Origin of the sequence: Paraburkholderia sp., assembly GCF_050742655.1 — a bacterium.
In the GTDB taxonomy this organism is placed as follows: Bacteria; Pseudomonadota; Gammaproteobacteria; order Burkholderiales; family Burkholderiaceae; genus Paraburkholderia.
In genome coordinates this window covers 22,634-37,444 of the sequence record NZ_JBOIGG010000012.1, presented here as the reverse complement: position 1 = coordinate 37,444, position 14,811 = coordinate 22,634, and the positions used below count along the sequence as shown (strand labels likewise).

Here is a 14,811-nt window from a genome sequence, read left to right as displayed (position 1 = left end):
ACGTTATTGCGCCGGCGTACCGGTGACCGAGCCGACCTTGTAGTCGACGTACGCGGTGTCGCGCAACTGGCGCAACCAGTCGGCGTATGCCTGCTCGGCCTTGCGCTGGCCGATCGCCTGACGCGCGAGATCCATCTGCTGCGCGACCGAACCTTCGGCATCGCGGCGGCCCAGCACCTGGATCAAGTGGTAGCCGTATTCGCTGCGCACCGGGTCGCTGATCTGGCCGTCCTGCAGGTTGTTCATCGCGCGCTCGAATTCGGGCACCGTCTCGCCGGGGCTGACCCAGCCGAGATCGCCGCCCTGCGACGCCGAACCGTCCTGCGAATAGGTGCGGGCGAACTTCGCGAAGTCGCCGCCTTCGGCGATTTCACGCTTGATTTCGAGCAGCTTCTGGCGTGCCGCCGGTTCCGACATCCCGTCGCCGACGCGCAGCAGGATGTGGCGCACGTGCGTCTGCACGAGCTTCGGCGCATCCGACGACGTGCCCTGGCCCGACCGGCGATCGACGAGCCGCACGATCTCGAAACCGTCGTTCGTGCGGATCACGTCGGGGTTCACCTGTCCCGGACGCAGCGACGACGCGGCCTTCACGAAATCGGCAGGCAGTTGCGACGGCGGCTGGAAGCCCGTGTCGCCGCCCTTCGATGCATCCGGTGCCTGCGAGTTGGCCTTCGCGAGTTTTTCGAAGTTCGCGCCGCCGGCGGCTTCCTTCAACAATGCCTGCGCCTTCTGCTGCGCGGCTTCGATGTCGGTCTCCGATGCGTTCAGCGGCGCCTTCAGCAGGATGTGCTCGAGGCGCAGGTCGCTCGTGAGCCCCACGTTCGGTCCGCGCTGGCTTGCGATGTAGTTCGCGACTTCCGCGTCCGACACGGTGACCTTGCTGTCCACTTCCTTCTCGCGCAACCGCTGCAGGACCAGTTCAGTGCGCGCGTCGTTGGTGAACGTCGACCAGGGCACGCCCTGAGCCTCGATGCGCGAGCGGTAGATGTCGAGCGTCATGTTGTTGGCCTGCGCGAGCCGTTCGAGCGTGCGCTGCACGGCGGCGTCGTCGACGTTGATGCCGTCTTCGCGCGCCTTCTGCAACTGGACGCGCTCGAGCACCATCTGGTTCAGCACCTGCTGAAGCATCTGATCGGCGGGCGGCACCGGCGCGTTCTGCTGGTTGAGCCGGCGCGTGATCAGGCTCACGCGCTGATCGAGCTCGCGCTGCGTGATCACGCCGTCGTTGACGACCGCGGCGATCGTATCGACGGTCTGGCCGTTATCCGCCGCGCTCAGCGCTTGCGCCAGCGCCGGCGCGGCCGGCAGAAAAGACACGACGGCGACGAGACCCGCCGCGAGCGTTGCCATGCGAAGCTTTTTCATGATTCCCACAGATACTCCAATGATGCCGGGCGCGCCCCCGCCCGTCTTTGCACATTTTATAAATGATCGGGCGACCGTCATTCGTAGTTGCTGAAACGCGCCTCGGGCGGAGGCGGCGGCGGCAACGGCGTGTAACCCTGCACGCTCGCGCGGAACGCCGTCACCAGCCCGTTGTCGACGCTCGACAGGCCCTTGAACGTTAGCTGCGCCAGAAAGCGCGTGCTAGACGTATTCTGGTTCGACGTGTTCACGCCGTTTGCGTAACGCTGTATCCCGACACCGAGCGTCCAGCAGTCCGCGTCGTACTGCACCCCGAGCAGACCGTCGACGATCCGGTGACCCTGCATGTCGTAATTGATCCGCCCCACCCCGTACAACCGGTGCGTGATCGGCCACTGACCCGACAGCAGGATCTGGTTGATCGGCTGGTTGTCGAGCGTCGTGTTCGCCCGCGTGTACCGATACGCCAGATTGATCACCTTGCCCGTTTCCGGGCTGAACCCGAAACCGATGCTGGTCTTCACCAGCTGGTTGTTGTCGGCATTATATTGGAACGCAGTTTCCGAAGCGAAACCGGCCCCGAGCTTCAGCGACGCGCCCGCGATCAGGTCCGAGTGGCGTGCCTGCGCCGCCCCCTGATTCGGAATCAGCGTGACGCGCTGATCCTGGAAGTAGTACTGCTGCGCGATCACGAAGCGCGCGCGCTCGTCGCCGGTGGCGGGGTTCAGGAAGCGCGTGGTGATCGCCGCGGTCAGCCGGTTCGCGTCGGCGATCCGGTCGTTGCCGACGAACGTGTTCGGCGTGAAGATTTCCGCGAGGCCGAAGTCGGAATCCGCCGTGTCGAACAGCGGCGCGAAGTCCTGGTTGCGGTACGGTGTGTAGACGTAATAGAGCCGTGGCTCCAGCGTCTGAATGAAATCCTCGCCGAACAGACGCACCGAGCGATCGAAGATCAGCCCCGTGTCGAACGAAAAGGTCGGCACGGATTCGGTGAAGTTCTTCGGCTGGCCAGCCACCGGCGGGGTCCCCACCAGTGAATTGCCAATGTTGCTGAGGTCGTACGACGCGAAGTGCCACTGCACCTTCGGCGTGACGAAGTAGCCAGGACCTACGACCGAATACGACAGGTACGGGTTGAACATCACCCGGTCGCCTTGGGTCGTGTCCGCCGTCGTGATGCGGAAGCGCGTGTAGTCGGCCTCCGCACCGAAGTCGAAACCGCCGACGTTGTACTTCGCGTACTTCACGTTCAACTGCGGCTCACGGCCGTACGGCGGCGCGGACGGCGTCAGCGTCTGCCAGTGCTGTTCGCGCGCGAGCACCGACCACGGCCCGCTGTTGTATGTGACGCCCGCTTCCTGCTGGTACAGCAGCTGCGTGCCGTTCAGGAACTGGTTCGTCGTCGACGAAAGGTCTTCCGGATAGGTGTTGTCCGAGACCTTGTTGTAGTTGATGTAGCCAGCGAACCCGTTGCCGAAGTTCTGGTTGTGCTGGATGTACAGCGCGTAGCGGTTGGTCTTCGTGATCCTGTCGTCCGGCAGGAATTCGCCAGTGATCGTGCCGGAATAAGTGGGCGACAGATAACGGAAGCTGGCCTGGGTCTGCAGCCCGCGCTTCGACAGGTAGCGCGGGGTCAGCGTCAGATCGCGGTTCGGTGCGATGTTGAAGTAGTACGGAACCGTGATTTCGAAGCCGTTGTTCGAACTCAGCGAGGCGATCGGCGGCAGCACGCCGCTGCGCCGTTCGCCCGACAGCGGGAACGACAGCCACGGGCTCGCGAAAACCGGCACGCCCTGGAAGAACAGGATGCCGTTGTGCGCGACGCCTTCGTCGGCGCCGGTGTCGAAATCGAACTCCGAGCCCTTGATGTACCACGCAGGATTCGTTTCGCACTGGCACGCGGTGTAGGTGCCGCTCGTGAACACGGAGCGCTCGTTGTCGAGCATGTCGACGCGTTGCGCGCTCCCCGAGCCGCCCGTCGCGTTGAAGTGGTACTTCGGCGCGGGCATGTAACCCTCGCCCGATTCCACCTTCATATGCGCTTCGGGTCCGACGAAGGTCGCGCCGTTGCTCAGCACGTGGACATGGCCGTACGCGTCGGCGAGGTCGGTGTCCTGGTCGTAATGCAGCGCGTCGGCCTTGATCACCGCGGTAGTGCGACGTACTTCGGCCGCACCCTTCGCGGCCATATCCTGTTCGGAGGTGCCGGTGGTGGTGTCGCCCAGCACGAACGTCGCCGGTTTCTGGCCGTCGCGCAGCGGATGCTCCTCGAGCTGGGGCGCGAGCCGCAGGCCCCATGGCGCGTCGATCGGCTGCGGCTGCGCGGCGTCGCCAGCCAGCTGCGCGTGCGCCAGCGCCGGCACGAGGCCCGGCACGGCGATCAACGCAGCGACCAGTCGCCGTCTGCGCGGCAGGCCGTCAGCAGTAGGAGTCGTTGAAGAAAGCTGTCTAGGCGGCATGTATGGTTTGGCGAATCGGTCCGGCCGTCGATGTCTGCAGTCACGATTTGCCGCCTGCGCAATCGAACCGTGACAGTCGGAAAGCACACAAAAAATTACACGCTCACGCGTGAGGGGGCGGGCAGTGGAACGGACCTGCGAGACTGGCGCGAGCCGCGTCAAAAAAGTCGTGGGGTATTATATGGCAAGACGTAGCCACCCTGATCCAGCCCCCGGTTTTCATGACGCAGAACGCTGTCCCGCCCCGTCCGTCCGCCTCCGACGCCCGTCTCGACCAGCTGGGCACCTGGCTTCGCCGCTACGACAGCCGTTATGGTCTCGATCTCGCCACCCTCGCCCCCGCATCCGCCGACGCCAGCTTTCGCCGCTACTTCCGCCTGACCGGACGCGTAGACACGGCGGACACCCGCGCGAACGCGTCGACGCTGATCGCGGTCGATGCCCCGCCGCCCGAAAAATGCCGTGAATTCGTCCAGGTCGCCGGACTGCTCGCCGACGCGGGCGTCCATGTGCCGCGCGTGCTCGAAGCGGACTTCGATGCGGGTTTCATGCTCGTCACCGATCTCGGCACCGAGTCGTATCTGCACGCACTGCGTGATGGTGGCGATGGGGTTAACGGCAATGCACGCACGCTGATGCGCGATGCGCTCGACACACTCATCCGCTGGCAACTCTCATCGCGGGAAGACGTGCTGCCGCCGTTCGACGAAGCCTTCCTGCGCCGCGAAATGGAGCTGATGCCCGAGTGGTTCGTCGGTCGGCATCTGAACCGTGAAGTCGACGATACGATGCGCGGCGTGCTCGACCGCACGTTCGCGCTGCTGATCGCAAGCGCGCGGGCACAGCCGCAGGTGTTCATGCTGCGCGACTTCATGCCGCGCAACCTGATGGTCGCGAGCCCGAACCCCGGCGTGCTCGACTTCCAGGACGCGGTGGTCGGCCCGATCACCTACGACGTTGCGTCGCTGTTGCGCGACGCGTTCCTGAGCTGGGACGAAGCGTTCGAGCTCGACTGCTTCGCGTACTACTGGGAGCACGCGAAGAAGGCCGGCCTGCCGGTCGATGCGGATTTCGGCGAGTTCTACCGGCAGCTCGAATGGATGGGCCTGCAACGGCACATCAAGGTGCTCGGGCTCTTTTGCCGGATCAATTATCGCGATCACAAGCCGCACTATCTGCCGGATCTGCCGCGTTTCATCGGCTATGCGCGCAAGGTCGCCGAACGCTATCGGCCGCTCGTGCCGTTCGCGAAGCTGCTCGACGAACTCGAAGGGCGTGCGGCCGAAACCGGCTACACGTTCTGACGCGCCGCCCGATGTCCTCCACGCTCACCACCGCGATGATCTTCGCCGCCGGACGCGGCGAACGGATGCGCCCGCTCACCGATACCCGGCCGAAGCCGCTGCTCGAAGCGGGCGGCAAGCCGCTGATCGTCTGGCAGATCGAACGGCTCGCGCAGGCGGGCTTCGAAACGATCGTGATCAATCACGCATGGCTCGGCGAACAGATCGAAGCGGCGCTTGGCGACGGTTCGCGCTGGGGCGTGATGCTGCGCTATTCAGCCGAGCAGACGGCGCTCGAAACCGCGGGCGGCATTGCATACGCGCTGCCGCTGCTCGCGCCGTCGTCGGAGCGGGTGTTCGTCGGTGTGAGCGGCGACGTGTATGCGGATTTCGATTACGCGTCGCTGCGTGAGCCGGCCGCGCGACTTGCGGCGCTGCCCGAGCCCGGCATGCATCTGGTGATGGTGCCGAATCCGCCGTTCCATCCGGCCGGCGATTTCGCGCTCGACGGCGGCATGCTGTTACTCGACGGTGCGATACGCCATACGTTCGGCAACATCGGCCTGTACGACACGCGGATGTTCCGCGATCTCGCGCCCGGCACGCGCTGCGCGCTCAGGCCGTATTACCGCGAGACGATCGCGCGGCAACGCGCGAGCGGCGAGCTGTACGAAGGCTGCTGGGAAAACGTCGGCACACCGGCGCAACTGGATGCGCTCGACCGGCAGCTACGCGGCGCGAGTTGATCGGGCTGATGGGTTATTAAACAGTCAGCGTCCGTCGACGTCATGCGCGGCCGCTTCGTCCGCTTCACTGCCGTCCACACCCTCCGCCGCATCAACTTCTTCCGCACGCTGCTGCTGCAGCGCCCACATCTGCGCGAACAGCCCGTCCGCGCGCAGCAGTTCCGCGTGCGTGCCACGCTCGACGATCCGTCCGCGATCCATCACGATGATCTGGTCCGCGTGCACGACCGTCGACAGCCGGTGCGCGATGATCAGCGTGGTCCGCTCGCGGGCGATCTGGTCGAGTTCGTGCTGGATCGCGCGCTCGGAACGTGAATCGAGCGCCGACGTCGCTTCGTCGAACAGCAGGATCGGCGGGTTTTTCAGCAGCGTGCGCGCGATCGCGACGCGCTGTTTCTCGCCGCCCGACAGCTTCAATCCACGCTCGCCGACCGGCGTGTCGTAGCCGGCCGGCAGACTCTCGATGAAGTCGTGAATGTGCGCCGCACGCGCCGCTGCGATCGCTTCGTCGCGTGACGCTGTGGGCTGGCCGTATGCGATGTTGTAGTAAATCGTGTCGTTGAACAGCACGGTGTCCTGTGGCACGATGCCGATCGACGCGCGCAACGAATCCTGCGTCACCGCGCGGATGTCCTGGCCGTCGATCGTGATCGCGCCGCCCGTCGTGCGATCGAGATCGTAGAAGCGGAACATCAGCCGCGCGAGCGTCGACTTGCCCGAGCCGCTATGGCCGACCACCGCGGTCGTCGTGCCCGCGGCGATCGTGAAGCTCACGTCGTGCAGGATCTGCCGCGACGGCTCATAGCCGAAGTTCACGTGCTCGAAGCGCACTTCGGCGCCGCGCACCGCGAGCGGTGGCGCATCCGGTGCATCCGGGATTTCGCGTGCGGCGCCGAGCAGCGAGAACATCCGGTCCATGTCGGTCAGGCTCTGTTTCAGCTCGCGATAGATCACGCCGAGAAAGTTGAGCGGAATGTACAACTGCAGCATGAACGTGTTGATCAGCACCAGATCGCCGAGCGTGAGCCGGCCCGCCATCACACCCTCCGTCGCGCGCCACAGGATGAACACAAGCCCGGTGCCGATGATTATCTGCTGGCCGAAGTTCAGCGCCGACAGCGAGTTCTGCGACTTGATCGCTGCCGCGCGATAGCGCTTCAGGTTCTCGTCGTAGCGCTTCGCCTCCCACTCCTCGTTGCCGAAGTACTTCACCGTTTCGTAGTTCAGCAGCGAATCGATCGCGCGCGAATTGGCCCGCGAATCGAGCTCGTTCATCGTGCGACGATAGTGCGTACGCCACTCGGTCACCTTCACCGTGAACACGATGTACACGGCCAGCGCGATGAACGTGACGATCGCGTAGTACGCCTCGTACTTGACGACGAGAAAGCCGAGCACGAGGCCGACTTCGACGAGCGTCGGCAGGATGCTGTACAGCGAATACGAAATGAGCTGCGTGATGCCGCGCGTGCCGCGTTCGATGTCACGCGACATGCCGCCTGTCTGCCGCTCGAGATGAAACCGCAGCGACAGCGCATGCAGATGCCGGAACACTTTCAGCGCAAGCTGGCGCACCGCGCTTTCGGTGACTTTCGAAAAGAGGATCTCGCGCAGTTCGGTGAAGAGCGACGTCGACAGCCGCACGACTGCATACGCGACCACCAGCAACCCGACGCCGCCGAGCAGCACGATACCCGGCGCGTGATCCGCGCGGCCGAGCGCAGTGAGATGCTGGACCGATGCGAGACTGTCGACGATCCGCTTCATCACGATCGGCACACCGAGGTTCGCGACCTTCGCGCCGATCAGGCAACTGAGCGCAATCGTGACGCGCCACTTGTAGGTCGCGAGGTAGGGCAGCAGCGAGAGGATGGTCTGCCAGTCGTTACGTGGCAGATTCGATATCGGCGGCGCCGGCGTGGAATCGGGGGAAGCGGCGAAACGGCGCATGAACTCGGCCTGAAACAGACGAATGGTGGGGAGCGGGAAATGCGGCGCCGGCGCCATGCCGGTTTTTTGGCCGGTCCGCCCGGCCTACCGCTTTCCCGTACAATTTGTGATCTTTCTTATTGTCTCAGAAGCTGGCGGGCGCCGCTCCCTGTGGGTTGCGGGAGGTGGCCAACCGCATTGCCGCGAAGCCGCGCCGGCCGCACAGCGTAACCATCCCCAAGGGTACCCGATGACCATTCCCCCGAACCTGCCCCAGCTTCCGCAAAAGTCGTGCGCGCTGCGCGTCGTTCCCCAGCCTTCGGATGCGAACGTGCACGGCGACGTGTTCGGCGGCTGGATCATGGCGCAGGTCGACATCGCCGGTTCGATTCCCGCGAGCCGCCGCGCGAATGGCCGCGTCGCGACGATCGCGGTGAATTCGTTCGTGTTCAAGCAGCCGGTGTTCGTCGGCGATCTGCTGAGCTTTTACGCGGACATCGTGAAGACCGGCAAGACGTCGATCACGATCGAAGTCGAGGTCTACGCGCAACGGATGAGCCTCGCGCAGGAAGTCGTCAAGGTCACCGAGGCAACGCTGACCTACGTCGCAACCGACAGCGACCGCAAGCCGCGCACGCTGCCCGCGCTCGACTGAAGCTATCTGCCCTGGTTGCCGCTCACAGTGCTTCAGCAGGCTCACTGGCCGGGCCGCGCAGCAGCAGTGCGGCGATCGCATCGTTCGGCAGCGGTTTCGCGAAATAGAACCCCTGCATCTCGTCGCACGCGCGCTCGCGCAGGAAATCGAGTTGCGCAAGCGTTTCGACGCCCTCTGCGATCACCTGCAACTGCAGCGAGTGCGCGAGCGCGATGATCGCCGACGTGATCGTTTCGTCGTCGCCCGACACGCCGATGTCAGACACGAACGAGCGATCGATCTTCAGCCGGTCCACCGGAAAACGCTTCAGATAGCTGAGGCTCGAATAGCCGGTCCCGAAGTCGTCGATCGCGAGCCCGATGCCGAGCGCGTGCAGCTCCGTCAGCATCGATACCGCCTCCTCCGCGTTGCGCATGATCGCGCTCTCGGTCAGTTCGAGTTCGAGATACTGCGGCGCTAGACCGGTTTCCGCGAGCACGTCGGTGACGAGCCGCGCAATGTCGCGCTGCTGGAACACACGCGCCGACAGGTTCACCGACACGCGCGCCGGCGGCAGCCCTTCGTCCTGCCACGCGCGGTTCTGCCGGCACGCTTCGCGCAGCACCCATTCGGACAGCGGCCCGATCAGCCCGCACTCCTCCGCGACCGGAATGAACACCGACGGTGCGACCAGCCCGACTTCCGGATCGCGCCAGCGCACGAGCGCCTCCATCCCGACGATGCGTCCGCTGCCGATGTCGACCTGCGGCTGGTAGTGCAGCAGAAACTCATTGTCGCGCAGCGCGCGGCGCAGCCGGCGTTCGAGATTGAGCCGCGTGCCGGCGCTCGCGTTCATCTCCGGCTGGAAGAACTGGAACGTGTTGCGCCCCATGTCCTTCGCGCGGTACATCGCGAGATCGGCCTTCTTCATCAGCGTCTCGGCATCCTCGCCGTCCTGCGGAAACAGGCTCGCGCCCATGCTGCAGCCCACATACAGCTCGGTACCGTCGAGCCACACCGGCTCGGAAATCGACGCGCGCAGGCGCTCCATCCACGCGATCAGCGACTGCTCGTCGATCGTGTCGGTCATCACGATCACGAACTCGTCGCCGCCGTGCCGCGCGACCGTATCGCTGGCCCGCGCCGCACGTGCAAGCCGGTCCGCGACGACCGTGAGCAGCCGGTCGCCGACGCTGTGGCCGAGACTGTCGTTGACGTTCTTGAAGCCGTCGAGATCGATGAACACCACCGCGACACCGCGATGCTGCCGCTGCGCGACGACGAGCGCGTGCTGCAACCGGTCACGCAGCAGATTGCGATTGGGCAGCCGCGTCAGGCTGTCGTAGTTCGCCTGGTATTCGAGCTGCTCCTGATAGCGCATCAGGTCGGTCACGTCGTTGATCACGCCGATGTGGTGCGTGGTCTCGCCGTCCGGATTCGGCACCGGCGCGATGAACAACTGATTCCAGAACAGCGCGCCGTCCTTGCGATAGTTGCGCAGCACCGCGCTCACCTCGCGGTTCGCCGCAAGCGCTTCACGGATCGCCGCGACGCCCTCCTGATTGCGATCGTCGCGTTGCAATAGCCGGCAGTCCTGGCCCATCACCTCGGCCGGATCGTAGCCGGTGATGCGCTTGAACGCCGGGTTCACGTATTCGATCAGATTCCCGCCGACGGTCGGCGCGGTGATCAGGATCGCGTTGACGCTCGCGTCGAGCGCGCGGCTCTGTAGTCGCAGTGCGAGATCCGCGCGCTTGCGCTCGGTGATGTCGCTGTACGAACCGAGCACGCCGATCACGTTACCGTCGCCATCGGTGAACGGCAGCTTGCTCGTGATCGTCGTGCGATGCACACCGTCGACCGTCAGGTCGAGTTCGAAGCCCATCTTCGGCATGCCCGAGTCGATCACCTCGCGATCGTGCGCGCGCACCGTGTCCGCGTACGCACGCCACAGCAGGTCGTCGTCGGTCTTGCCGACCACCTGCTCCGGGTACGCGAGCCCCGCGTCACGCGCGAACGCCATGTTGCAGCCGAGATAGCGCGAGTCGCGATCCTTCCAGAAGATGCGCTGCGGAATGTTGTCGATCACTGTTTCGAGCATCTGGTTCGAACGCCGCGCTTCGGCTTCGGCGTCGATCTGCTCGGTGACGTCGTCGGCGAGCACGAACACCGCCGTGCGGCCCATGAACGTCAGCACGTGGTACGAGATGTCCGCACTGATCAGCGTGCCGTCCTTGCGCCGGTGATGCCAGATGCCCGCCATCGTGCGGTTGCTGCCGGGCTCGGCGTCGCTGCGCGCGAGATGCGACTCGAGCCTCACGATCTCGACGTTGGGACGGATCGCGCGAATCGTCATCGTGTGGAATTCGGCCTCGGAGTAACCGTACTGCTGGGTCGCGGCCGTATTCACCGCGAGGAAGCGCAGCGTCTCGCGATCGTAGATGTACATCGGCACCGGATGCGCGTCGAATAACCCGCGAAACCGCTCGTCGTTGCTGCGCAGCGCATACGCGATGCGGATCCTTTCGCGCGCCGCGTTCTCGCGCGCGCCGAACAGGTAGATCAGCAGCGCGCCGCCGGCCAGCATCGTGACGATGAGCAGCAGCGTCGCGCGCTGCGAGTCGCGTGCCGATTCCGCGAGCGACGCCTCCAGCACGCGGTCCTCGTGCTGCCGCAGCGCGGCGAGGCCCGCCTCGATCCGGTTCGCGTCCATGCCGAGGCGCACGTACTCGGTCGCGGCCCATTGCGGCGACGCATCCGCTCCGCCGGCCGCGGCACGCGCGAGCGCTGCGCGTAGCGCATCGGCGAGATCGCCGGTGTCGGCGATCAACGGATCGAGCGCGCTGACCGCCTGCGCGTCGTCGGCGAGCTGGCTGCGCAGCGCAGTGCCAAGCGGCAGGAGGGAGGCGGGATCGATGGTGCGAGTGGCGGACGGAGGCGCGGGCGTCGTGCCGTCCGCCGGCACCGCGTAGTGGCTCAGTTGCGCGAGCGCGCTGTCGAGCGCGGTGCCATACGCGTCGAGACTATGGCGGATCGCGGTCGAATGCATCGTGCGCGCGTTGGCCTCGCGCTGGCCGCGGATCTGCGTGTACGCGACGAACGCATTCGCGCCGACCGCCACGGCGACGACTGCCAGATTGATCAGCAGCCGCTTCGATGAAAATGGAGTCATGGGTTCCGAACGTCGTTCGTCCTGCGCGCGCTGCGCCTCGCGCGTGCGGCGCTGTGCGGCCGCCGGTTTTTTTGCGGGCAGCGTACCCCGGGCTACGTGCCAACTTCTGGATAACGGCCGGTGACGGAACGGATTGAGGGTTGCACTGAAAAACGGGCGAAAAAACGCGGAGAATCAGGCTGCGAGGCCAAATTCCCTCATCGCGGGCACGAAATCGTGATTGCCTTCCGGCTTGCGCGACAGTTTGGCGAGCACATAGCGCTTGAACGGAGCGAGTTCCGCCCATTGACCGGCACTCGGCGTGGGCAGGCCGGCGAGCGCGGCCTGCGCGAGCACGCCGTCAGGGATCGCGTCGGTGCGGCGCCATGCGGGCGCTTCGTCGGGGCTGAACCATTCGGGCTCGACGTTCGCGTGCGTGCGCAGCATTTCGAACAGCGCGTGATCGAAGTTCGGTTCGATCGCGATGTCGTCGTCGACCGGGAAGCGCGCCAGCAGCTTGCGGTCCTCGTGCGGCAGCATCTGCCATTGCGCGAGCGAGATCCGCAGCCCGAAGCGGTCGAGATTGAACCGCACGGCCATTGGAATGAAGGTGAGATTCTCCGACGATTTCGTTTCGAAATCGAATAGAAGCGGCGCTTCGCTGATTCCCATGGCGGGGTCCTCGCAGTGTCCTCGTTGGCCGCGGGCGACACGCGATGCCCGCTTGAGGTATTTTAGAACCTTATTCACGCAGCAACGCCGCGCCGCAACACAAAGCACCGCGACGACGCGCAAGAATGCCAGGAGTCAGCTTGTGAACCCACTCGAAACCGCCAACCAGCCCGGTGCCGTCGCTCAGCAGGTGCGCCGGCAGCGCGGCGATACGACCGAGGCGTTGACCGATCAGGTCGGCCAGGAATGGCCGGTAGCGCTCGTGTACAACGGCATCTCGCATGCCGTGATGATGTGCACGCCGCGCGATCTCGAAGCGTTCGCGGTCGGCTTCTCCATATCGGAGGGGATCGTCGCGCGCAGCAGCGACATTCAGGACATCGAGGTGGAATTGCACGACGGCGAGCTGCCGCATGCCGAGATCCAGTTGACCGTCGTGCAGCAGGCGTTCGCCGCATTGAAGGAGCGGCGCCGCGCGCTCGCGGGGCGCACCGGTTGCGGTGTGTGTGGAGTCGAGAGCATCGATCTGCTCGATCTGCAGCCCGAACGCGTGCCCGATACCGGTTTCCTGCAGCGACTCGCATCGGATGCGATCGCGCGGGCCGCGCGCGAACTGCCGTCGCACCAGGCGCTTACGCGTTTGACGGGTGGACTGCATGCGGCCGCGTGGTGCGATGCGAACGGCGCGATCCGCTACGCGTTCGAGGATGTCGGTCGCCACAATGCGCTCGACAAACTGATCGGCCAGATGATCCTCGACCGCGGCGATCCGCACGACGGCTTCGTCTTCCTGTCGAGTCGCGCGAGCTACGAGTTGGTGCGCAAGGCCGCGCGCGTCGGCATTCCGATGGTCGCGACAATCTCGGCGCCGTCGTCGCTCGCGATCACGATCGCGCAGCGCGCGGGGCTGCGTCTCGTGAGCTTTTGTCGCGAGACGAGCTATGTGGATTACGGCACCGTTTGACGATCGCGTGCCGCGCGGGGTGCAGTCGAATTTTCAGTCGAACTGACGGAAGTCCGGCTTGCGCTTTTCGAAGAATGCCTTGAACGCTTCGCGCGCTTCCGGCGCGAGCAGCATCTTGCCGAACTGCATGCCTTCTTCAGACATCTGTGTGTGCAGCTCATGCAGACTCGCACGCTTCATCAGCGATTTCGTCACGCGCAGCGACGACGCGGGCAGTGCCGCGAGCTTCTCGGCTTGCGCGAGGGCGAATGCATCGACTTCGGCGGCCGGTAGCAGACGATTGACGAAGCCCATCCTGTGCGCCTCGCGTGCATCGAACGGCTCGCCGAGCAGCAGCTTTTCCGCTGCACCCTGATAGCCGGCGATACGCGGCAGCAGCAGCGACGATGCTGCTTCCGGGCACAGACCGAGTTGTGCGAACGGCAGCGTGAAAGTCGCTGAGTCCGCGGCGTAGACGAGGTCGCAGTGAAGCAGCAGCGTCGTGCCGATACCGATCGCCGCGCCCGCCACCGAAGCGACGACGGGTTTTTCCGCGGAGCTGATGGCGCGCAGGAACTGGAACACGGGCGCGTCCTCGCCGACGGGGGGCGCCTTCATGAAGTCTTCGAGATCGTTGCCTGCGCTGAAGATGCCGATGCTGCCGCGGATCAGGATGGCGCGGACCGCTTTGTCGGATTGTGCGTTGACTAGCGCGTCGGCCATCGTTTGGTACATCGCCGAGGTGATGGCGTTTTTCTTTTCCGGACGATTGAAGGCGATTGTTAGCACGTTATTGATGTGCTCGGTCTGGATGTCCATTTGAATCTCCTTTTAGCTTTTTGCCTGTGCAGGCCGCTGTGGTTGTTGCTTGCCTCGCGGCGCGGGCGGTGCTTGAGCTTTTTGCTGTTTCTGCTGCTTTGGCCTTGCAGGCGGGTGCTTACTGGCGCCTCGCGGCGCAGGCGTTGCCCCTGTGCGGGGCAGCACCTACTTTCTTTGCCGCGGCAAAGAAAGTAGGCAAAGAAAGCCGCTCGACACGAAGCTTCTCGTTTCCGAAGGCTTGCCCAGGTGGCACTCGCCTAAGTGGGCACCTCGTTCACACTGAGCAGTGGTCCGAGACGAGACCCGCCCTCGCACCACACACGTTAGTGACACAGCAGTCATCCGTTCCGGCGGGCTTCGCCGCCGATGGGCATAACACCCCTCGGTCACTGCCTCTGCACACTGCCTCTGCTCAGCGCAGTCGCTCATGTGACCACTTAAAGCGATCGTTGTTCAGCGCTGCGTCTTCATTCTTCCGCGATGGTTTCCCATGCAGACCCAGCCGCGCGCACGCCAGTGCGCCGCGGGGTGGGTGGGCCCCTTGTCACTCCGATTTGCGGCGCGAGGGACGATCTCGTCTCGGACCACTACCGTGTCTGTGCGAGGACGACACTTAGGTGCGGGCCATCTCTGGCTACGCGCGGAAAGGACCTGGTAACGTCTCGAGCGGCTTTCTTTGCCTACTTTCTTTGCCGCGGCAAAGAAAGTAGGTGCCGCCCCGCACAGGGGCGACGCCTGCGCCGCGAGGCGCCAATAAGCACCGACCTGCAAGGGCAAGACAACACAAACTAAAACCCAGGCAGCCTG

The 14,811-nt window shown here is 64.9% G+C and carries 10 protein-coding genes; 4 read left to right on the top strand and 6 right to left on the bottom strand.

All coding sequences use genetic code 11. The features are described 5' to 3' along the window. Window positions 1-3: 3 nt before the first annotated feature. Both ACREXZ_RS17865 and ACREXZ_RS17860 read right to left on the bottom strand, forming a co-directional pair. Complete coding sequence (locus ACREXZ_RS17865; RefSeq protein ID WP_431765438.1) at window positions 4-1,377, bottom strand: peptidylprolyl isomerase; 1,374 nt, start codon at window positions 1,375-1,377, stop codon at window positions 4-6. A 68-nt stretch (window positions 1,378-1,445) separates the two neighbouring features. Further along, window positions 1,446-3,827 carry an LPS-assembly protein LptD gene (locus ACREXZ_RS17860; RefSeq protein ID WP_431765437.1) on the bottom strand — a complete coding sequence of 794 codons (2,382 nt, stop codon included), beginning with the start codon at window positions 3,825-3,827 and terminating at the stop codon, window positions 1,446-1,448. A 221-nt stretch (window positions 3,828-4,048) separates the two neighbouring features. Between ACREXZ_RS17860 and ACREXZ_RS17855 the strand changes: the two genes are divergently transcribed. Continuing rightward, window positions 4,049-5,131 carry an aminoglycoside phosphotransferase family protein gene (locus tag ACREXZ_RS17855; RefSeq protein ID WP_431765436.1) on the top strand — a complete coding sequence of 361 codons (1,083 nt, stop codon included), beginning with the start codon at window positions 4,049-4,051 and terminating at the stop codon, window positions 5,129-5,131. 11 nt (window positions 5,132-5,142) lie between these two features. Then, window positions 5,143-5,856 carry an N-acetylmuramate alpha-1-phosphate uridylyltransferase MurU gene (murU, locus tag ACREXZ_RS17850; protein WP_431765435.1) on the top strand — a complete coding sequence of 238 codons (714 nt, stop codon included), beginning with the start codon at window positions 5,143-5,145 and terminating at the stop codon, window positions 5,854-5,856. 24 nt (window positions 5,857-5,880) lie between these two features. Here the strand turns inward: murU and ACREXZ_RS17845 are convergent, their stop codons facing one another. After that, complete coding sequence (locus ACREXZ_RS17845) at window positions 5,881-7,806, bottom strand: ABCB family ABC transporter ATP-binding protein/permease (RefSeq protein ID WP_431765434.1); 1,926 nt, start codon at window positions 7,804-7,806, stop codon at window positions 5,881-5,883. 229 nt (window positions 7,807-8,035) lie between these two features. Here ACREXZ_RS17845 and ACREXZ_RS17840 point away from each other — a divergent pair, with 229 nt between their 5' ends. Then, window positions 8,036-8,440, top strand: a complete 405-nt coding sequence (locus tag ACREXZ_RS17840) for an acyl-CoA thioesterase (protein ID WP_431765433.1) — start codon at window positions 8,036-8,038, stop codon at window positions 8,438-8,440. 22 nt (window positions 8,441-8,462) lie between these two features. On the opposite strand, the gene ACREXZ_RS17835 is transcribed toward ACREXZ_RS17840, so the two are convergent. Further along, window positions 8,463-11,591: a sensor domain-containing protein gene (locus ACREXZ_RS17835; protein ID WP_431765432.1), complete on the bottom strand. Its 3,129-nt coding sequence runs from the start codon at window positions 11,589-11,591 to the stop codon at window positions 8,463-8,465. 174 nt (window positions 11,592-11,765) lie between these two features. Next, complete coding sequence (locus ACREXZ_RS17830; protein ID WP_431765431.1) at window positions 11,766-12,242, bottom strand: nitrate reductase associated protein; 477 nt, start codon at window positions 12,240-12,242, stop codon at window positions 11,766-11,768. A 142-nt stretch (window positions 12,243-12,384) separates the two neighbouring features. Here ACREXZ_RS17830 and fdhD point away from each other — a divergent pair, with 142 nt between their 5' ends. Then, complete coding sequence (gene fdhD, locus ACREXZ_RS17825) at window positions 12,385-13,206, top strand: formate dehydrogenase accessory sulfurtransferase FdhD (RefSeq protein ID WP_431765430.1); 822 nt, start codon at window positions 12,385-12,387, stop codon at window positions 13,204-13,206. A 33-nt stretch (window positions 13,207-13,239) separates the two neighbouring features. Here the strand turns inward: fdhD and ACREXZ_RS17820 are convergent, their stop codons facing one another. Further along, window positions 13,240-14,004, bottom strand: coding sequence for an enoyl-CoA hydratase (locus ACREXZ_RS17820; RefSeq protein WP_431765429.1), 765 nt, complete (start codon window positions 14,002-14,004; stop codon window positions 13,240-13,242). Between the last annotated feature and the right edge of the window lie 807 nt (window positions 14,005-14,811).

Bases quoted from the DNA above. Each gene is read 5' to 3' on its own strand.
- ACREXZ_RS17860 (WP_431765437.1), bottom strand. From the start codon at position 3,827: ATGCCGCCTAGACAGCTTTCTTCAACGACTCCTACTGCTGACGGCCTG.
- ACREXZ_RS17855 (WP_431765436.1), top strand. From the start codon at position 4,049: ATGACGCAGAACGCTGTCCCGCCCCGTCCGTCCGCCTCCGACGCCCGT.
- murU (WP_431765435.1), top strand. From the start codon at position 5,143: ATGTCCTCCACGCTCACCACCGCGATGATCTTCGCCGCCGGACGCGGC.
- ACREXZ_RS17845 (WP_431765434.1), bottom strand. From the start codon at position 7,806: ATGCGCCGTTTCGCCGCTTCCCCCGATTCCACGCCGGCGCCGCCGATA.
- ACREXZ_RS17840 (WP_431765433.1), top strand. From the start codon at position 8,036: ATGACCATTCCCCCGAACCTGCCCCAGCTTCCGCAAAAGTCGTGCGCG.
- ACREXZ_RS17835 (WP_431765432.1), bottom strand. From the start codon at position 11,591: ATGACTCCATTTTCATCGAAGCGGCTGCTGATCAATCTGGCAGTCGTC.
- ACREXZ_RS17830 (WP_431765431.1), bottom strand. From the start codon at position 12,242: ATGGGAATCAGCGAAGCGCCGCTTCTATTCGATTTCGAAACGAAATCG.
- ACREXZ_RS17820 (WP_431765429.1), bottom strand. From the start codon at position 14,004: ATGGACATCCAGACCGAGCACATCAATAACGTGCTAACAATCGCCTTC.